This is a genomic window from Methanofervidicoccus sp. A16 (genome assembly GCF_003351865.1).
Classification (GTDB): domain Archaea; phylum AGJL01; class Methanococci; order Methanococcales; family Methanococcaceae; genus Methanofervidicoccus.
Window position 1 is genome coordinate 246772 of record NZ_CP022242.1, and the last position, 19661, is coordinate 266432.

Annotated in this window: 21 protein-coding genes and 1 pseudogene; 5 read left to right on the forward strand and 17 right to left on the reverse strand. The window is 37.5% G+C overall.

The window, feature by feature from the left end; translation table 11 throughout:
- Positions 1-60: 60 nt before the first annotated feature.
- Together rnp3 and CFE53_RS01125 are read right to left on the reverse strand one after the other, a co-directional pair.
- Positions 61-765, reverse strand: coding sequence for a ribonuclease P protein component 3 (gene rnp3, locus CFE53_RS01120; protein WP_148120056.1), 705 nt, complete (start codon positions 763-765; stop codon positions 61-63).
- 20 nt (positions 766-785) lie between these two features.
- A complete protein-coding gene (locus tag CFE53_RS01125; protein WP_148120057.1) occupies positions 786-1901 on the reverse strand; it encodes a site-2 protease family protein in 1116 nt (371 codons plus the stop codon).
- A gap of 311 nt (positions 1902-2212) precedes the next feature.
- Here CFE53_RS01125 and CFE53_RS01130 point away from each other — a divergent pair, with 311 nt between their 5' ends.
- The 3 genes from CFE53_RS01130 (at position 2213) to CFE53_RS01140 (ending at position 5371) form a co-directional block, all read left to right on the forward strand.
- Positions 2213-4231 carry an ATP-dependent DNA helicase gene (locus CFE53_RS01130; protein ID WP_148120058.1) on the forward strand — a complete coding sequence of 673 codons (2019 nt, stop codon included), beginning with the start codon at positions 2213-2215 and terminating at the stop codon, positions 4229-4231.
- Between the two features lie 90 nt (positions 4232-4321).
- A complete protein-coding gene (locus CFE53_RS01135) occupies positions 4322-4693 on the forward strand; it encodes a co-chaperone YbbN (RefSeq protein WP_148120059.1) in 372 nt (123 codons plus the stop codon).
- A gap of 27 nt (positions 4694-4720) precedes the next feature.
- On the forward strand, positions 4721-5371 hold the full coding sequence (locus CFE53_RS01140; protein WP_148120060.1) for a cytochrome c biogenesis CcdA family protein: 651 nt from the start codon (positions 4721-4723) through the stop codon (positions 5369-5371).
- A 70-nt stretch (positions 5372-5441) separates the two neighbouring features.
- On the opposite strand, the gene CFE53_RS01145 is transcribed toward CFE53_RS01140, so the two are convergent.
- The gene (locus CFE53_RS01145; RefSeq protein WP_148120061.1) at positions 5442-7184 is read right to left on the reverse strand and encodes a DASS family sodium-coupled anion symporter; all 1743 of its coding nucleotides are present in this window, start codon (positions 7182-7184) and stop codon (positions 5442-5444) included.
- 832 nt (positions 7185-8016) lie between these two features.
- On the opposite strand from CFE53_RS01145, the gene CFE53_RS01150 reads away from it, so the two are divergent.
- Positions 8017-8400: an HTH domain-containing protein gene (locus tag CFE53_RS01150; protein ID WP_148120062.1), complete on the forward strand. Its 384-nt coding sequence runs from the start codon at positions 8017-8019 to the stop codon at positions 8398-8400.
- On the opposite strand, the gene CFE53_RS01155 is transcribed toward CFE53_RS01150, so the two are convergent.
- Entirely contained in the window at positions 8397-8705 is a 309-nt protein-coding gene (locus CFE53_RS01155; RefSeq protein WP_148120063.1) for a monovalent cation/H+ antiporter subunit E, read from the reverse strand. The two genes, CFE53_RS01150 and CFE53_RS01155, sit on opposite strands and share 4 nt — an antisense overlap.
- Positions 8706-8812: 107 nt before the next feature.
- Between CFE53_RS01155 and pfdA the strand changes: the two genes are divergently transcribed.
- Entirely contained in the window at positions 8813-9241 is a 429-nt protein-coding gene (pfdA, locus tag CFE53_RS01160; RefSeq protein WP_148120064.1) for a prefoldin subunit alpha, read from the forward strand.
- Positions 9242-9262: 21 nt separating this feature from the next.
- Here pfdA and mtrH read toward each other — a convergent pair whose 3' ends face one another.
- From mtrH to mcrB, 13 genes and pseudogenes are all read right to left on the reverse strand, one after another.
- A complete protein-coding gene (gene mtrH, locus CFE53_RS01165) occupies positions 9263-10222 on the reverse strand; it encodes a tetrahydromethanopterin S-methyltransferase subunit H (protein WP_148120065.1) in 960 nt (319 codons plus the stop codon).
- Positions 10223-10237: 15 nt separating this feature from the next.
- Entirely contained in the window at positions 10238-10474 is a 237-nt protein-coding gene (mtrG, locus tag CFE53_RS01170) for a tetrahydromethanopterin S-methyltransferase subunit MtrG (RefSeq protein ID WP_148120066.1), read from the reverse strand.
- A gap of 4 nt (positions 10475-10478) precedes the next feature.
- A complete protein-coding gene (gene mtrA, locus CFE53_RS01175; RefSeq protein WP_148120067.1) occupies positions 10479-11204 on the reverse strand; it encodes a tetrahydromethanopterin S-methyltransferase subunit A in 726 nt (241 codons plus the stop codon).
- Positions 11205-11216: 12 nt separating this feature from the next.
- A pseudogene (locus CFE53_RS01180) lies at positions 11217-11528 on the reverse strand (tetrahydromethanopterin S-methyltransferase subunit A); the annotation flags it as partial.
- Positions 11529-11574: 46 nt separating this feature from the next.
- Positions 11575-11898, reverse strand: a complete 324-nt coding sequence (locus CFE53_RS01185) for a tetrahydromethanopterin S-methyltransferase subunit B (protein ID WP_148120068.1) — start codon at positions 11896-11898, stop codon at positions 11575-11577.
- 9 nt (positions 11899-11907) lie between these two features.
- Positions 11908-12720, reverse strand: a complete 813-nt coding sequence (gene mtrC / locus CFE53_RS01190; RefSeq protein WP_148120069.1) for a tetrahydromethanopterin S-methyltransferase subunit MtrC — start codon at positions 12718-12720, stop codon at positions 11908-11910.
- 59 nt (positions 12721-12779) lie between these two features.
- Positions 12780-13487, reverse strand: coding sequence for a tetrahydromethanopterin S-methyltransferase subunit D (mtrD, locus tag CFE53_RS01195; RefSeq protein ID WP_148120070.1), 708 nt, complete (start codon positions 13485-13487; stop codon positions 12780-12782).
- 15 nt (positions 13488-13502) lie between these two features.
- Entirely contained in the window at positions 13503-14417 is a 915-nt protein-coding gene (gene mtrE / locus CFE53_RS01200; RefSeq protein WP_148120071.1) for a tetrahydromethanopterin S-methyltransferase subunit E, read from the reverse strand.
- Between the two features lie 183 nt (positions 14418-14600).
- Positions 14601-16259: a coenzyme-B sulfoethylthiotransferase subunit alpha gene (gene mcrA / locus CFE53_RS01205; RefSeq protein WP_148120072.1), complete on the reverse strand. Its 1659-nt coding sequence runs from the start codon at positions 16257-16259 to the stop codon at positions 14601-14603.
- Positions 16260-16297: 38 nt separating this feature from the next.
- Positions 16298-17080: a coenzyme-B sulfoethylthiotransferase subunit gamma gene (gene mcrG, locus CFE53_RS01210; protein WP_148120073.1), complete on the reverse strand. Its 783-nt coding sequence runs from the start codon at positions 17078-17080 to the stop codon at positions 16298-16300.
- Positions 17081-17084: 4 nt separating this feature from the next.
- The gene (gene mcrC / locus CFE53_RS01215; RefSeq protein WP_148120074.1) at positions 17085-17699 is read right to left on the reverse strand and encodes a methyl-coenzyme M reductase I operon protein C; all 615 of its coding nucleotides are present in this window, start codon (positions 17697-17699) and stop codon (positions 17085-17087) included.
- A 14-nt stretch (positions 17700-17713) separates the two neighbouring features.
- Positions 17714-18208 carry a methyl-coenzyme M reductase operon protein D gene (gene mcrD / locus CFE53_RS01220; protein WP_148120075.1) on the reverse strand — a complete coding sequence of 165 codons (495 nt, stop codon included), beginning with the start codon at positions 18206-18208 and terminating at the stop codon, positions 17714-17716.
- Between the two features lie 17 nt (positions 18209-18225).
- On the reverse strand, positions 18226-19560 hold the full coding sequence (gene mcrB, locus CFE53_RS01225; protein WP_148120076.1) for a coenzyme-B sulfoethylthiotransferase subunit beta: 1335 nt from the start codon (positions 19558-19560) through the stop codon (positions 18226-18228).
- Positions 19561-19661 lie beyond the last annotated feature (101 nt).

A 19661-nucleotide genomic window follows, 5' to 3' on the forward strand; every position in this document is an offset into this window, starting at 1 on the left:
TATTATTTTTCTATTTAATATATTTTTCCCTTTATATCTTATATATGTCATTTTTATATCCTACTCATCCTCAACAACCTCTACTCCATATCTTATAACGTTATCCCTCCTCAAATACACTCTGTACTCTGCAATCTTATAGGGAAACTCCATAATAGTCTTTGAATATACAGGATCCCCTGTTAACGTATTAAGAAAACTCCTTAAGTCGTAGGGAGATTTTATATCGTATATACTTTCAGCGCCACTTGAGAGTACCACAGGAGTATCAAACTTTTTCGCCAGGTGCATATTTCTCCTAAATGCCCATAACAACCTGGCCCTCTCATATGGATTTCTCTTTATCAACAACTGTTTAAAATTCAACTCGATAGCTACTCTATGAACACTCCCTAGTCTAGCAAGCACATGATCTAAACCACTATCCCTTCTGTTCAACTCAGGTGTAGAAAGTATATCCACGTCGTGAAGTTCTAAAGCCTGTCTGTTGATCTTTAATAGGCCCCCTTCCACAAGTATCACATCTACCTTATTCCTAAACTTTTTTACGTACCTTACCAACACCTTAGGAGATTCAGATCTTATCTTTACACCTGTGTATATCCTCAAACCCTCCCTCTCTCCGTACTTTTTAACCTCCTCAAAAATTTTTTTATCGTAATTATCATGGTATTGTACTACAATGGAACCGTACCACCCTAACTCCTTAAGTAGTTTAATACCTTCCTCTTCAAATATATGATTTATATCAACTGGATTTTCCACTTCTACACACCCCTAATTTTCTACATAAGGGAATAGAATATAGAAGCCAGTATTACAAACCATATAGTTATACTCATCGTGGTTAGATTTCTTTCGTTTATCAGATACTCCATATACTTTGAGATAGTCTCTGTTATCCTACTGTTAGCCCTTAGATCTCTAACGATTTCAGGAAGGGCGTTCCAGATATGAAATCCATCGAGAGGTAGAGCAGGTAAGAGGTTAAAAAACCCTAATAGTAAATTCAACATCCCTGTCCAGAATAGTGTCTCCATTATAAATACCAAGGACTTAGGAGGTTCAACGAGGATTCCTATCTTACCCTCTGGAGATGTAGTTAATTTGAAAGTCTTCATCTGATTCTCTCTGATAACTGTAATGGTTATACTCTCCTCTGGCCCTATCTCCTTTACTATCTCACGGAAATCTGATAGAGAGGTAATTCTCTTCCCATTTATGGAGTATATTATATCTCCCTCTTTAAGAATTCCACTGGCTGGAAAGTCTTCAAACACCTTCGTAATAGTTATGGATGTTGTTATATTAGATATATAGGGAGTTATTAGAAGTACAAGGAGGAATATCATTATATTTACCATAGGTCCTGCAGATGCTATAGCACCCCTTATCTTCTTACTAACATTTTTAAATTCCTCTCCTATTTCCACAAAGGCTCCAAGAGGGATACCTAGAAACAGTATCAATCCTGTACTTTTTATCTTTAAGTTAAAGGATCTGGCTACAATACCGTGAGCTAATTCATGAAGTGTTATACCCAATATAAGTGCTATAATTCCTGGAATCCATGGGATAACGTCCCCAAATAGTAGTATGATCGGTTTTGAACTCTCCTTAGGTATTGAACCAGTGAACAATCCCACTGTAGAATTTATAAATGTGTAAAATGTGAGGATACTAACTATTACGCTAATAGGGATCAGTAAGAATCCTATCCTCTGCCAAAATCTGTACTTACCTATTTTATCTATAATCTTTAGACCCCAGGATGTCCTCAATATCCCAAAGATCCCATAATATGTCTTCAAACCTTTCTCATCTTCCCTTCTGTAGTAGTAAAAATTTAAAATTATCCAGAGTGTTAGAAATATTAAAATTAAAGTTGTAGACGATATCATAGTTTTCACCATTTATTACAGAAAATAATACTTCTTTTTAATTTTTTAAATAATTTAAATAATAGTTGTTATAATATAAATCACTTCTTAATTAACTTATAATTTTTATAATAATGTTTTTGTATCTTATCATATCATTTTACTAAACTCTAAATAGTGAAAAGAAGAGAATTTATAGGTTATAATAATATATTCCTCTACTTCGAAGACGCAGAATAAATATTAACTATTTTGTTATTAAAATCCTTATCTCAATTTTTAATAAATTAAAGAGATTGTATAAAATAACCATTCTCTTTTTGGTGGTTTAGATGGATAACTCGCTGGAAGATTTTAGAACCTTCTATAGGTTGAAATTCCCCTATGAGAAAATACGGCCTCAGCAGATAAAGATGATGGAAAAGATATTTCACTCTATAAAAAATAAAAATCATCTCATAGTGGAGGCTCCAACAGGTGTTGGAAAAACCCTCTCTTATCTCATTCCTGCCATATACTTTGCAGAGAGAGGTAAGAGGATCATTATACTTACAGAAACTATAGATCAACAGGAGAGGATACTAGAGGAGTTAAACGCCCTAAAACCTAACTTAAAAATATCCTTTATAATGGGAAAGAACAACTTCATCTGTAAGGTCAAAGGTAGTAAGGCAGATGGGCTTTTCTGTAAGTTAAATAGGAGATGTTTTCATCGGCCAAATAGAAGAACCCAGTGTATATGTGGTACAAAGAAAAAGCCTGTAAAGATAGGTGAAGAGATAAGATACTACTGTCCCTTCTGCATCTGTGATTACCAAAAATCTAAGATAGAGTGCTTAGAAGGAGATATCTTAGTTATGAACAACAGTATATTCTATCATATAAAGGAGGAGATCGATGCAAACAGAAAAACTGAGGTTATCATCTGTGATGAGGCTCATAAACTTGAGAAAAGTATTAGAAACTCTGCCACAATAGAGGTAGATCCAGAGGTGGCACTTCGTAGATTAAGGGCCATGGCCTATTATTTTGCTCCTAAGATGCTGGAAAAGTACCTTACCAGACTTAAAGAGAAGTATCCAATGTTAGATGGAGATAATATAGAAAATTACGAGAGGGATTTTTGGAATATAGTCCATAACTATGTATCGAGATATGTAGATATTGAAGAGTGTAAAGATGCTCTCCTTTATTACGGGGAGGAGATAATAGGTACTTCTAAGGGAAATATAGTGGCACTGGGAACTCTACTAGATGGCTACTATCAGATCCGTAGTATAAAGGATAAGATCCTTTCCTTTGAGGAAAATAAGGAATTAGAGAGAGAAGAGTTAAGATTTAAGATTGATAACAGGGCTCTTGTATACTTAGAGTACCACTATGTATCCCAGAAGAAGTTGCCAGATATGTCCCTGACAGATTTTCTAGATAGAATAAAGAACTTGGAATCTATAGATAATAACTTCGTCATATATAGAAGTGGGAAGAGTCTGTTATGTGTACCTGTACTTGTCTCCTCCTACCTTAAAAGACTATACGGCGATGCAACGGTGATACACTGCTCTGCCACCATAGGTAATTTAAAGATACATGGGCTTAAAACTGGAGTGGAATCTTTCGATCCATTGGTCTTAGATAGTCCCTTTCCAAAGGAGAGGAGAAAGATAATCGCTTTAACTGATGGAGTAAATATGAAGTATGAGATAGACTGGAATCTAAAAAGAAAAAGAGCAAATGAAAATATATTTAAACTCCTAAGATCTGCAGAGGCCAATACCTTAGTACTCTTTAGAAGTTTCGAAGATCTTAAGAGTGCCTATAACTACCTATTAGAGAGAGCCTCAGAGTTAAAGGGAAATATATTCTGCTATCACCCAGATATGGATGGAAAGGATGCTAAAAAACTAAAGGAACGTTTTGAGAGAGAGGGGGGAGTACTCCTGGCAACTGGTAGATTTGCAGAGGGGGTGGATATCCCGGGAGAGGCCCTCACTATGGTAATAATAGACAGTCTACCCTTTCCAGTACCTACTCCACTACTCAACAGGGAACAGAGGTTGATAAAGGAGAAACTGTTAAGAAGAGGTGTGGATCCCAAAACTGCCCATTGGAGGTCCTTCTTAATGACATCCTTTCATACAATGTCCAGCACAGTTATACAGATGATAGGAAGGCTTATTAGGACTGAGAAGGATTACGGCATTGTTGTTATCCAGGACAGGAGGTTTTGCCAGTGGGTGGGAGAGGAGATGAGAAAGAGAGGATACCTAAAAGATAAATATATATCAATGAGTTTAAAGAATGCTCTCGAATACATTCCTAAATTTTTAGGTAGATTTAGAAATAATTAGAAAAATAATAATATTAGAAAAGAAAAAATAATGATTATAATAAAAATAAAATAAAGTAAAAATTTTCTAATATCTAATTTATGGGATAATATGAGAGTGTATCTACTTTTAATATTACTATCTTTGATAACAATATTCTCAGGTTGTATAGAAGATGAAAATAATGGGGATGATCAAAAATTAACAAATGATCTAAATCCTGAAGGAAAAACTGTAGTAATAGTATTTTACGCTGACTGGTGTAAGTACTGTAAGGCCCTTGAACCTACGTTAAACCAGTTGGAGAAGGAAGGTATAGAAATTATAAGGATAAACGTTGATGAACATCCAGAGTTGGCACAAAAATTTGGAGTCAGAGGGCTACCTACTGTTATCTACATTAAAAATGGTTTTGAAGTTGGAAGAACTGTCGGCTACGATCCAAAAGAGGTAGTAAATAAGGCCAGGGAACTTTATGAATAATTTTTTAACATATTTTCGGGAAGTAGTATGGACCTACTGATAATATTTATTTCAGGAGTATTTACAGCATTAGGGCCCTGTGTATTGACTGTACTACCTGTAGTATTTACCTATACCTTTGGGATTTCAGAGTCTAAAAAAGAGGCATTTATCATATCTTTATTTTTTGTTTTAGGGTTTTCTATAGTTTTTAGTATATTAGGCGCTATTTCATCAGTTTTTGGCATGCTTTTAGGAATTTACAAGTTAAAATATATTGCAGGAGTCTTAGCAGTAGTTTTAGGTCTATTGATTATGTTCAAAAAGGGTTTTTCATTTAGGTTGAAGGGAAACTTTTTTAGCAGATTTATATCTAAAATGAATAATAAGAACATTTCCTTTAAGTATAAGTTAGTTACCTCTTTTATTCTCGGAGTATCTTACGGTGTTGGGGCCAACGTATGTGCAGATCCTATTTTAGCAGGGATATTAACCTATGTATCTACAAAATCAGATGTAATTTTTGGAGTTTTGGCTTTATTTGTGTATTCAATAGGTTATGGACTTCCAATAATTCTTTTAAGTGTTATGGGTGTTGAGGGTAAGGAGGTATTTAAGAGATTTACCAACTCTGATTTTGTTAATTTTGTCTCAGGTCTTATATTAGTTGTGTTGGGACTCTTTATTATTCTCAAGTAGGATCTAATATTTTTAAAATTTATTATTTTAATAATTAATAATTTAATAAAAAATTTAAAATATTGAAAAGTTAAGGTTTTGCCCAATTAGGTACCGTCCCCCACTCGATACCGAAGACTGCTGGTACAAAAATATAGCAGAAGAGGGTAATTAAAAAGATGCTTATCATATTCAATATAAAACCATTCCTTACCATCTGTGGCATTGTAACATAACCTGTACCAAAGACTATGGCGTTTGGTGGTGTTGCAACTGGGAGCATAAATGCAAAACTTGCTGCAATAGCGGTAGATATCATAAATATCCGTGGATCCTCACCTATTGCAAGGGCAAAACTGGCCATTATTGGCATCATTAAGGTTGTTATGGCTATATTTGACGTCATCTCTGTAAGGAAGATAGTTAGGGTAACTACGATAAATAGAATCACAATCGGAGGCATTCCCTCTAAGAACATAAGTTGATCAGCCATCCAGTTGGCCAGCCCACTTTTCACAAATGCCTTACTAAGGGCTATACCTCCTCCAAAGAGTAGAAGTATTCCCCAGGGTATCTCTTTCGCACTATCCCAGTCAAGGGCAAATTCACCTTTACGAAAGTTTACAGGAATCAGGAAGAGGGAGATTGCAGAGATCATGGCTATTACTGTGTCATTTACAAAGGGTAGAAATGTCTTTATTCCAGGTATTACAATGTCTCCTATTGTCTTTGGTGAACTGTTGATCCATGCTAGAGCTGTAAGTATGAAAACTAAAAGGACTATTTTTTCACCTTTACTCCATGGTCCCAATTTTTCCAACTCCTCCTCAATTATTCTTTTACCTCCAGGTATTTTCTTCATCTCAGGAGGGTTAGTCAGGTATACAAGTACAAACCATGAGATAAAGAGGAAAGTCCATGAAATAGGAACCCCTATTGCAAGCCAGTGAGTGAAGGTTATCGGAGGGGCATCGGGAAACAGGATAGGTAAGGTACCAACTAATATGGCATTTGGTGGTGTACCTATTATGGTTGAAACTCCCCCAATTGTCGCTGCATAGGCAATTCCAAGCATCAACGCTACACCAAATCTGGAGTTGTTAGATTCAACTCCCATCTTTGATATATGAAGGAGTATAGCGAGGGCTATAGGCATCATCATCATTGTAGTTGCAGTGTTAGATATCCACATACTGAGGAACGCTGTAGCCACCATGAAACCAAGAACAATTTTTCGAGAACTTGTACCGATCATCTTGATTATCATAAGGGCCAGTCTCCTATGAAGTCCCCATTTCATCATTGCAGCGGCTATCATGAAACCTCCCATGAAGAGAAAAATTATCGGAGATGCATAACTTGGTGCAACCTCTTTGATCTCACTGACTCCAAGTATAGGGAGAATTACTAAAGGTAGCAGGGCAGTTGCAGGTAGAGGTATTGCCTCCCCTATCCACCATATTACCATTAATAGGGCTAAAGCTGCTACACACTTCATTTCAGTAGCTTTCTTATAGATCTTTTCGTAACTCTTAAGATCTTTCTCCCTTAACCACTCTATGAATGCTAACTTATCGATTATTTTTCCATCCTTTACCATCCCAAGTTTTGAGGCTTCCTGAAGCAGTTTATCATCTAATTCCACGAGATCGATAGCTGTATTAAGGAATGTATTTGGTGTGGGAATTAAGAGGAGGACTGTAAACACAAGTAATCCAAGAATAAGAGATATTTTCTGTCTTTTTGAATACTTTTTACTCTCTCTATCTGAAGAGGGCCCAGTGGGAGTATTTGAAGTAGATTCTATATCTTTTTGTTCTTTTTCATCTCTCATGGTATTATACCCCCTTCTCATCTTAAAGTAGATTTGAAAAAGATTTGTAGGTATTAATAAAAGGCTATCTCCAAAATGTTTTCTAGACATATTAATTTGAAGTTTTATTAATGAATCTAGATCAAAAGTTTTAAAGGAAAGGCAAAAAATTATCTTTAATGAATTAAGTAGTGCGAAAGTAATTAATTTAATCCTATTTTCATCAAAAACTTCCCTAGGTAAAAGATTTAATAATTATTTAGTATAAAGGATAGAGAGTATAAAAAAGGTTGTTATAAGAAAATTCTTTAAACCTCTCTAGATATTATTAAGATATGTTTATATCATTAAATATTATTAAAGATTATATTAATTTGTTTCTTAGTCTCTATTAAAGGATGTTAGAAAAATAATAAAATATTTATTATCTATCGAAGATAATCAATGAAAAAATAAATATAGAACTATTAATATAAAACTATTAGAGTGTTTCTGAGTACTAAAAAATGAGAAGGGAGTTTTCTATCGGTATATGAAGTATTCAACTGTTAAATCCTATTAGAGAGGATTATTTTTTTCAATTTTAGGAGTAGATAGGGGATTTTTTATTTTTAAATTTTTTATTTTGAAACATTTTTTCTTTATTTTTTGTTTTATTATATCCATAATAATTTTAATTATTACTATCATTTTAATTATATTAGGCAAATTTAAGAAAGAGAAATCACTAGGATACCTCCATCAAAAAAAAGATAGTATTTCTGATTGGATATTACATGAAAATTTAAATTAATATAATGAATCTAAAATAATTTTATACCATTATCTTTTGACAGTTCCACTTGGAGGTACTATGGAGATACAATACGACAGTATAAAGTTAGATTTTTGGGCTTTTCTACGAGAGGCCTATAAAAAAAATATAAAGTTAGATCTAGGACATTTTATTATATTGATAAAGTTGTTAGAGATAAACAGGGAATATAACAACCTCATTAAAAAATATGGTAAAAAAGATGCGAGAAAAATACTGGAAGATAAGGGAGTATTTTCCAAGAATTCAGAGTATGTATCAGGAGAGTATCTAAAAAAATACATATCTCGTAATAGTAGAGGAGCGGTGTATTCGAGAATTAAGGACCTACAGTCCTTAGGGTTTGAGATAAAAACTAAACCTGGGGCCTTAGGGGGATACAAATTACTAAAAACTCCTAAGTGGTTCAAGGTGTTAGATTAGTTCTTATCGAAGATCTTTTTTATATAGGGCTCAAAGGGTACAATATCTTCCCTCTTTATAGGAACAATTGTGGCAACCTTCAATATTCTTTTCTCGGGATTCAGTCCTATAGTTAATGTCCCTGGAGTGAGGGTTATACTACATGCTAAGAGTACCTGTCCTATTAAACTGTTTATCTCAGTTTCTATTTCTACAACTTGGGGGTCTATATCACCATTTATACTCCTCTTTACTACATCCAACCAAGCCTCACTTAGAGCCTTCGCCAGTATAAACAGATACTCTAAGACATCGAGGAGTAACATGATACACACCAAAGAATTTTATAATAAAAAATAATTATAATTATCAATAATTACAAATAACTATATATATCTTATGCTTAATATAGTTATTAAAAAAAGGTGATACTGTGAAAAATGAGGAGATACAGAAACAACTTTACCAGATCGAGATCTATAAACAGCAGATAAATAGATTACAGGAGGAGTTAGGGAAAATAGAACTTATAAAGTTGGAAATTTTAAAATCTATAGAGTCTATGGAGGGGTTAAAACAGTCCAAAGAGGTACTCATACCTCTCGGTGGTGGAGTATTTACCAAAGCGACAGTCCACGACAGTGAAAAAATTATCGCCAACGTAGGTGCTGATGTCTTTGTTGAGAAACCTATTGATGAGACTATAAAAGATTTTAAAGAGTCAGTTGAGGAGTTAAACACTGCAGAGAATAAGATTAGAGAACAGATATCAAAAACATTAGCAGCCATAGAAAAACTTCAAAAAGAGTTAGAAAGTAAGATCAGTGTAATGGAAAAGGGACAAACTCCAGAGAGTAGTTAATAACTTAAATCTTTCTCTTTTTTATAATAGTTTATTAAATGGATGTGCCTCTACTGGGTTTATACCCATCTCTTTTGCAGCCTCTGCAATTACCGCATCTGTCATTGCTATTGCTGGGAATGTTAACTGAGCGTTGTCAATAGGTCCATAGAGGACAAAGTCACCTACAGCCATGGTCTGGATAATGTTAGCCCCTATATCACATACATGGTGCACATCCTTTGCGAGTTGGGTGTGTCCAGATTCTCTTAACTTCTTTCTAAACTCTCTCAACCAATCCCATGCAGAGGGTATGTTGTGAATACCACTTCCTACTGGTAATCCTAACTTCGCCTTAACTGCAAAGGAGGCCCTTACAGCAGGACCTGCTCCATTACCTAGAGGTGTAACTGCAACGTCTATTAATGGATACTTTATACCTGCCTTCTCTGCCAACTCCAACATTCCAGTGTCTGCTGTTTTACCTCCATTTAACAGTACATTCAGTTTACCCTCAACAGATGGATCCATAGGATCGAAACATAAAACAATTGAGGCCTCTATATCGCTCTCTACCAAGTTCTGAAACTCTTCCTCTTCAATGGATACGTTGATAGAGTTATAGATACACTGATCTGCATATCCTGCCTCTGTTGCCCTCCTTGCAGCAGCCATTCTTGCCTCTCCAGATGTAGAGTCTAACAACATTGGACCATCCCATACTTCAGCAACAAAATCAATATACTTTACCAATGCCTCTGGGTTCCCTCCAAATACCTGGACAAGGGCTGGGTTTCCAGTAATATCTTCCATTTCAGCCTGTTTATTTATTAAATCCTCTGCAGCAGCTTTGTCGAATATACCTTTTCTCTCATCCTCTACGATTTTATGTCTCGCATAGAATATGGTACCTGACAATCCTGTTGGATACTCTCCTGGCTGACCACCGAATTTCCTTCCTGCAATCTCAATTACCATCTGTTCCCTGTCAAACTTGAACATGGTGCCACCTCTCTTTTATCTCATATTCATAAATAGTAATATATTTGGTAACAATTTTCCTATCAATATTGTAATAATAAGACCAATTATAAACCCATATACAATTCCTATATCTCTACCAGCCTTTTTACCTAACCTCTGCATTATTTCGGCATTTGTATTGTCCACCATTTCATCGATTTTATCTAACTTCTCCTGTAACTCCTTATACTCCTTAGAGGGAGTTATTACTGAAGGTGGAGTCTCTACCATCTAATCACCCTAAAAGTATTTTTAAAACTACGGGTATTCCAACTAATACTATAGCCAGTATAGAGCCCAAGATAATACCTAAAAGGGATCCTGCCTGAACCCCAGAACCTAATCCTAAATCTCTCGTCATCAATCCAACCTTATACTCTAATGAGTCCATAAGTTTTTTTGTAAATTCCAAATCTGGTTTAGCAACTGTTGGTAATCCACCCTCTTTTTTCTTTATATCTATCTCTTCAGGGTCTTCCTCTGTAGCTCCAGGGTCCTTAGAGATGCACTCCTTTATAGCCTGGGTTATCTTGTCAATATCTTCAACATCTATTAGATCCACCACTTCAACGATCTGTCTCTGGAATCTTTCAACAGCATCCTTTCCAACGTTTTCTAAGAAAGGTATTGCTCCTTTTGCCCCTATGATACCTCCATCGTCTCCAATACCATTCTCATATAGAGCTTTGAAACACTGTCCTGTAATATGTCCCTGTACCTCTGAACCACAGAGTATCATAAACCTTATGTTTGGATTTGAAATATAGTTTGCTATTACCTTCTCAATTCCCAGGTTTTCAGTATGGCATGGACCTGCAATGGCAGCCCCAGCCTCAATGGCAGCCTGTTCCAAACCATGAGATCCTAATGTAACAACTCCGACACAACTCTCTGGATTTCCCACCACATACTCCCCACTAACAATGGGCCATCCTGGAGCTGGTTCTCTCTTCTCTGGCATTATCCCACCTCTTTATAGCAATGAAAATATCAACAGTGAAAGAAACAGCCCAATGGCTATACCTTGGATCTTTCCGTTATAGTATCCTGTATTAAATTTTGATATAAGTGCAGCATCGTTTATCTTTTCATATATTATCTTTGTCCTAGCTTCTAACAGTGCTAACTCTGGTGAGTAAGGTTTTATAGTAGTTGTATCTTCCTCCTCCTTTTCCTTTCCACCCTCTAAATCCAAGATCATAGGTTCCTCATCAAGTGCTCCAGGATTTTCAAAGGTAATATCCATTCTGTTATAAAGAGATATTAATTCAATATTATCCATCAAAAATTTAAGTATATCTACCATCTGCAGCACCCCCAACAGTTAAAGATTATTGAAGTAGATTGGGATATAAACTAACTAGCAATACTATAATCAGCAGGGCTACCCCCATAGTTATCCAGAAACCGAAAAATACTCCCTGGAAAATACCTCCTATACTGTATACACCCTCTCTACCAGGATAGGACTTCAAGGGAGGATTTCGTGGATCTAAGGAGTTCTCAAAGGCCTTTGCTAACTTCTCTAACTTCTCTATTTCACTCCTAACAGGGTTTAAATCTACCATTACAATATCTTCTCTTGTTTCTGCAATCAGCCCCGAATCCACATCCATTACTATTCCCAACTCGGGACATACCTTTACTATATCCATGAAATCACCTTACATCTCTCTCTTAGGTAACTCTGGAGTATAGTATACAGCACAAGCATCCTTTAATGACTGTTTTATGAACTCTCTGTATACTACAGCCCAAAGTACTAAGGAGGCTATAGTAGATATTACATCCAACTTAGCAATAGAGAACATAAACCATGTTAAAAATCCACAGGCTACGGCCAAAGTTAATGTCCTTTTATGGCTTTCGTTAGGTCCTAAACATGCGTTAAATGGATGGAGTATAGCCATACCTGCTGCAATAAATGCCAAGGCCATAACTCCATTATTTATAGATCCTGGGATGATGATATTTGGAAGAAATCCACCTGCATAGGCTGTACAGAACCCCATAATTGAGAGAGCCCCCATAAGGGACAACTTGGTCATACTCTCAACCATGATAGGGATCTTCATACCTATAGGTTTTACAGTTAACCTACCTACTATATATCCTAGGACTATAGATATCACTGTCACAACTATTGGAATGATGTACAGTATCTCATTACCAACATTCAACTCCTTTACCAGCGTATTTACGAGATATATACCTGATACTGAGGATATTATACCCATTCCTAAACTTAGCATACCTATAGATGGTACCCCTGTCCCCAGTCCATAGGCTGCAACCTTTCTTGTGGTATTTGCACCTGCAACAGTAGCTGCAGAGGCTAGTAGACCTCCCAATATCATAGATACCTGTGGGAAAAACTGTGAAATATACATTCCCAAGATTGCAAGTACAGTACCTACTATTATAATCTGATTTTCAGGGTAGAGTTCTGCAGCGTGTCCTCCACCACCATGACTCATAACAACACCTCAACTCAATATTGAAATTATTATAATAATTAATAATTTTAATTAATTTTTTAATTAATTCCTAACGCCATTAAAACTACTATAATTCCAGTTAGTAGGGACGCTATAAAGGATGCAATAATACCATTTGGTATTTTCTTGAACTTGGGGTCGTGGAACCCTTCTATAGTACCTCCTATATTATAGGATGCCAGTACTGCATTCATGAAGAAAAATCCTACTGCTGTAATTCCAGCAACTTCTGGAGAGAAACCTAACTGTATAAGTGCCGCATATGCAAGTGCTCCTCCTAAACCTCCTAAGGCTGCTCCAATTAATCCACTAATGAAACATACTGTAGGAACTGCATGTCCTGTAGTACCTGGGGTGATGTAAGACTTTTGATAGTCCCCTGTAATTGGATCTTTTTCACACTTATCTGCCGCTGGAACTACCCCTATACCAAAGACGTAGATCAACTGTCCCATTAGCATAGTTAAACCTAACATGATCATAGAACCAACTGCACCTGAGAGTAAGATAATTGCCCAGTGTATAGGATTGAATATATTAACTCCACTCTGGGCAGCTATTGTTGCAGCAGCCATTAAACCAGTGAATCCAGCCCCTGCTGCCAACTGGGTAGTACCTGTACCTATCCCTGTAGATGTAGCCATAGCTGCAGGAGCTCCACCTACTGGAACAAAGTGAACACTTGCGTTAATTATAGCACCTGCCAAAGTGATCTCAACAAAAGGGATTAGTAAGGTTATATCCATCCTATCACCACTTCTTTATCTATCGGTGTATGGTCCATACTTTTTCCTTGCATAAACTTCCACTAATCTGTTTAAACATGCTGCAATTGCCACTATAATTATACCTACTATAATAGCAATTAGTGATTTAGATACTAGATCTCCTCCGAGAGGATTTCCAATAACCTCCCCAACTATACCTCTCCAACCGTCGAGGAATACTATTAAACCAAATGTAAGGCCAGTTAAAGGACCTCCTAACTTGGAACAGAAGTAGGAAGAATCCATACCGTTCCTAATACCTACCTCTGCCTTGATGTCAATATCCCCCTGGTTTGCAACAGGGACTCCTCCACCAAATGGATACTTCTGATACTCCCTTTCTGCACCGTAGTGGACGTCTCCAGTTGATGAACCTATAGCACCTACTGTAATACCGAAGATCAGTGCTACTAACGGCAGTGGAAATGGATTGCCCAACATGGTAGTTGCTAAATAGGCCGCTAGTAACATACAGAACACTGCAATAAATCCATGTCCAACTATAGGCCCTAAATGTGTTATAACAACATCTAAGTATACAGGCTGACCAAAGTTTTTAGACTGACCTACTATTCTCCCAAAGTATGCACTAACAGCATATGCTCCATGTACAAAGGCTGCAATACCTGCCCCAATAACTAATGCCAAAATTACATTTATTCCAATATTCATAAGTGCCCATGCAACAGTACCTGCTACAGCGACATAGAGACCATAAGATACAGGCTCTCCAGATATAGCCTTGTTAAAGTACCTATGAATATTACCCATTTGTGGTGCTAACTGTACCTGTGAGTTTGGGTTTGACTGAGAACCTACATCAGACTCTAAATCTTCTGCACATCCTGCTACAGTAGCTGCAGCACTTGAAAGTGCTAAAGCTCCAAGGATTAATAGTGTTGAATCCATAGTTTCACCCCGATCCATTAAAAACAAATTATTTCTTTATTATTATACTAGTATATATATTATTTTCGGTTTAATTTTATAAAATAAGGCTAAATAAGGATTTTTTAAAGAATAATTTAATTATAATAAAGAATTCTTTAAATAAAATATTTTAAAATTAAAAAATAATAAAAAAAGATTTAATTAGTGTGCTGGAATAATAGGATCTCTCTCTCCTGCTGGCTCAAACTCCCTCAGTGCTCCTCTTGCAAACTCTTTTCTTGGATGAGCGAAGTCGAATATCAGTAGTGGATCTGCAAAGGCTATCTTGATCAGTGGGTTAAGAGCAAAGGCATCTCCTCTTGCAGAATGTGCTGCCTGAACTATACCAGCGTACTCTCCCTGGTGTCCTACGTTCATTGCGTAGTTTGGATAGTTTGGACCTCTCAACTCCAATGGAGAGGATTCATCGTTTCTAATGGACAAGGAGTTTGCAGCACCACACTGATCCTGTAGGTCGTATCCGTAGAACCCTAATCTACTGTGGTACTCCTTGTGTAGTATCTGACTTAAGTACCAGCCGTTAACTCCAGCATTTGAGTTTCCAGTTGCCATACATACTGAGATACCAGATGCTGCCGCTGTAACTGCAGCCCTCTGGGAACCTCCAAAGTGGTCCTCTAAGAGGGCTGGGTACTCGTCGTACTGCTCCAATGCATAGAGAGTGACCTCTGTTGCAATGTCTTCAATAACATCCATACTTGGTTTTACTCCGTTTATTCCATACTTCTTCTCTACGTAGTCGTATCCGTAGTAGGAGAAGTCATCTAATATGTCATCTGTATATGCTGCTGTAGCGTACTGGGTGAATCCAACCCCTCCAGACATGTAGGAACCTAGCCATATTTGGTCGTAGAGCATAGCCCCTGCTCCTACAACCTCTAAAGCCTGCTCTACTGGATCCTCACTTACTCTGGAGGTCTGTACAATATCTGCCAATATACCAAATGGTATTCCTCCTGGCTCATTTGGACCTCTTGCCCTTCTTGCAGGTAGTGCTGTACCCATTACGATAACGTCTGCGTGTTTTGCAGCGTAGGAGAAGTCTGCAATTGCTGCCTCTCCAGCACAGAGTTTGTATGCAGTAATGAAGGACATTCCTATCTGCATTGCACTCCATCTTGCTATTGTACCTCCATCACACACTCTACCTACCAAGGTAGGTACCCTGGATACCTGGTAGGTTTTTTTACCTATTGCTGCCTTCAACTGTTCTGCTTGCTCCTCTGGGAATAACTTGTTTATATCTATTAAGAACTTCTTATCGATCTCATCTGCTAACTCGTCATCTCCAGTAAATATCCTAGCGTAGGAGTCCCATACTAATGCAGGGTCTACCTCAACCATGTGCTCCTGAACAACTGCCCCCCCTGGTAGTGCGTGGTTGATTACCTCCATGTACTCGTTTATAGTCTCTGGAGTTACCTCTACTCCCAATCTCTTCTCAAGTACTGCATGTGCAGTGTCCATACCTACAATAACAGTCCTCCTTATATCGTCCCACATCTGCTGCATAGCGGCGTTGTTCATGAAGTGTAAGTCGTCCCCCTCTACTATGTAATCTGTACCTGAGAGTTTGTAAGGCATTAACTTTCTCTGTCCTAGTGGAACTCCAATATCTGGGTTGTAGAATGGAATACCTCCTCTCTTTTCTAAGTATTCCTTTGCATGTTCTACGAACTCCCTCTTTCTCTTTGACTGCTTCCATCCTCCATAGATGTAGAACTTAGTATACTTCTCCTTTGGATCTTCCTCAAACTTCTCCTTTAATGCTTTGAGGAATAATCTCTTTTCTGCCTCCATCATATTCACCTCAAAAAATTTTTAATAATAGTTATATTTTATAATTCTTTAAATACTTCATCTGTAGGCATGTACCCTCCTAAGGTTCTGGCTCTGTGTATTCTCTTAACTACAGTAATAAGTTCTGTATCTTCTCTCATTGGGATATTATCTTTTCTGTATATTGTTGTTATCTCTGCCAACTTCTCAGGTGGTAGAGGCTCTCCAACATCTACTGGCTCATCTAGAGGCTTCCCAACCTGGTCCTTTACATAGAGTACATGCCCTGTTTTCTCGTCATATACGTACCTCTGTAGTGCGTCGAACATCAACCCATTTTCATCTAATCTCAGGGAGTGTCCATGTACTGTAGCCCCTCTTATACCACAGACTGCTGGATCGTAGAATGCAGTATCTATACAGAAGTTCTTTGCAATCTCCTCTAAGTTACTCTCTCTCATCTCTATAACCTGTCTTCCTGAGAGAGTACCTGTATCTACTCCTCTGAATCTCCACATGTAGGTTCTTGCCCTATCGTATGGTTGTGCTGGAGCGTTGTACATGGAATCTGTAAACTGGATGTATCTTATTCTATGTCCTTCCTTAGCACCACTTATAGGTTCAACGAGATCTCTGACGTAGTCTTCAGGAAGATCCATCTCTTCTAATGGTGGATGGACAGTCTTGTAGTCCTCTCCTGGCTGTCTGTGTCCCATGATCTTTACAACGTCGTCATCTGGGATTTCTCTCAACTTCTCCAACTGGATATCTGGGTTCATATGGTTTCTTCTGTTCTGAGCAATTCTTGTTTTACCTGGATAGAATTGAGGTGTGTATGCCATAAGATCACCTCTTATTTTTTATATTTTTAAGATTGTCTTTAATCTTTTTGATAATTTCATCGATCTTGGATTGAGGAGGAGATTCTCCTCTCACAATACCAGATACTATATCTACTATAGTACCTTTAGTTACAGGTTCAAGGGGCATGACGTCCCTTGTTTTTATTCCCACCTTCGCGAAATCCTCCATATCTACAGGAGTTTGGCAGACCACTATCGTTGGTATCTCCACGTATCTCAAGAAAAGTCTTGCTTTGTATACAATATGACTTTTAACATTCCCAAAGTGTATTATACAGAGTTTATGTCTGTTAACCTGCTCTGCCTCCTCTGGTTTTATACCAAATGTAGACCCTAAACTACCATGGGGGGCGTCATGGGGAATACCACTACCAGCATTTAGAACCAAGACACTAGTTTGAATACCAGCCTCTCTTATCCCATAGGTTATCTCACACACTGGCTTTGTAATGTGTCGTCTCCCTGGAGACATGGCTACAACGACTACATCGTTTCTTAGGGCCTCTGCAAAGGTTCCTCTCTGGGCTAAGCCCCCTCCTTCCCCCAGTCCCATCACTGCCCTACAGTCTATTATCTGTTCCCTTCTCCCCACAGGCATAGAATCACATCCTATTATTCTTTAGAAGATGTCTCTTCATCTTTCTCCTTAGGTATTATCTTCACTGCACTGTCAAATTTACTCCTTGGATCTGTCAATCCGATAAGGGATCTGTCCATCATATTCACTACTCTTTCACCGTACTTTATATAATCTGTCACTGTTGCCTTATCTCTAGTAAATTTACCTACCTTTATATTGTATCCAAAGGGAAAGAGGGATTTGCAGATCTCTTCGATCTTCTCTATTTCACTGTCATCTTTTAAGGTAATCCAAAACCGCCCTGCCATCACTGTAAGTTCCACTGGAACCCCATGTACGTTGATCACCTTTCTCTCAGAGTGATTCACTGGAGTGCCCCTTGCAGGACCGTAGTATACAGTTTTTGGTAGAGGTTGGCCATGAATAATGACCCTCTCTACCGTATCTAGAGAATATATCTCGTTAAGGAACTTTTCAGTGGTTGTTGCTTTTAAATATCTGTGGGGAAATACCTCAACCTCTATCATAACTCCAACCTGTTAATTTATTGGAACATGTCTTTTATCTCAAGAGCCCCTTCAATAACATACTTCAGAGGCTCTCTGAATTCGTCTATAGCACCGTATACAGTTCCAACAAGTGCTGAAGTCCTCTCTGGAGAGAACATCTGAGTACCTGCATCTACACACATCGCAGCACATACTGGTGGGATAGCGAACCCCTTACTGTGCCTTGTAACTATGTGGTTTCCAGTGAATATACCAGGACCTCCTCCACCGTAGATGGAGTGGGAGAAGAAACTAAATCCTACTGCAGTACCCTCTGCTCTACCGAAGTCAACACCTGGAAGACCTGTCTCATACTCTAGTATATCGTTGTAGTAGAGGATAGTTGATGCGACGTTCTGAGCAGCCCTTGCAGCACCACAGTTTACAATAACTGCTGCAACTAATCCTGCTGCAGCGTAGGCGTTCCACTTGGCAATATCTAATGGTTTATACAATGTATATCCAGACTCTAAAGTTTTATCTTCAGCTATTACTTTGTCCTCTAAAGCCCTTTCAACTATAGAGGCTACAACTGTACCTACTGTACCTTTTCTGTTTGCCTTAACTAAGTCGATAACTAAGTTATCAGCGTTTAATCCCTGGTATGCAAGACCTAACAGATGTAGCCTCTCAAAGGATCCTATGGCATCTCCCATCTCAAACATTGCAGTTTGTTCCATAATAGATGCCAGTGCAACTGCATTCATAATGTTCTTCTTTGTTGTTGCTACGTAGTGGTTTACCATAATGTTTCTTAGTGCATAACCTAAACCTTCCATGTTAGAAGGAGCGCCTAACAATGAGGCAATGTTACCTCCCATATAGTCCATTACTTGTGGGTACCTACCTATAATCGCAGCATGGACTAGAGGTGCATCGAACATATCGATGTTAAAGGTTTTGATTATAGCCTCTTTTAAAGCCATTGCAGTATTTAACATAGATACAGAGTACTCTGCTGCTATCTCTAATCTTCTAGATGGTAACTGTACAACTGCCTGCTTTCCACCGTTAATTGCCTTAATAGAGGTATCATCCTCAGGAGATACTCTTAAGATCTTTTCTACCTCTTCTAAAATAGTTTCAGCATTTTCTACAATTGGTAAGTCTAAAGTTCTTCCAGGTATTTTACAACCTTTTCCTCCAAGAGTTCCAGTTTTTAGACTGTTCTCAATTCCTGCTAAGTTGACTGCTACAGTTCTCTTAATATCCTTTACTAACTTCTTTATAACTGGGTTGTGTAGCGGACTAATTGCCTCTACTGGTACGTTCTCCTCTACAAGATTTCCTTTAGCATCGTATAAGCATATTGTATCGTTGTACTTTTTCATATCAACCACTCTTTACTTTTTATTAGCCATCATTACCTTTTATCGGTTAATACAATATTTATAAATTTTCTATTAAAACTAAATCGAAAAGTATATATATT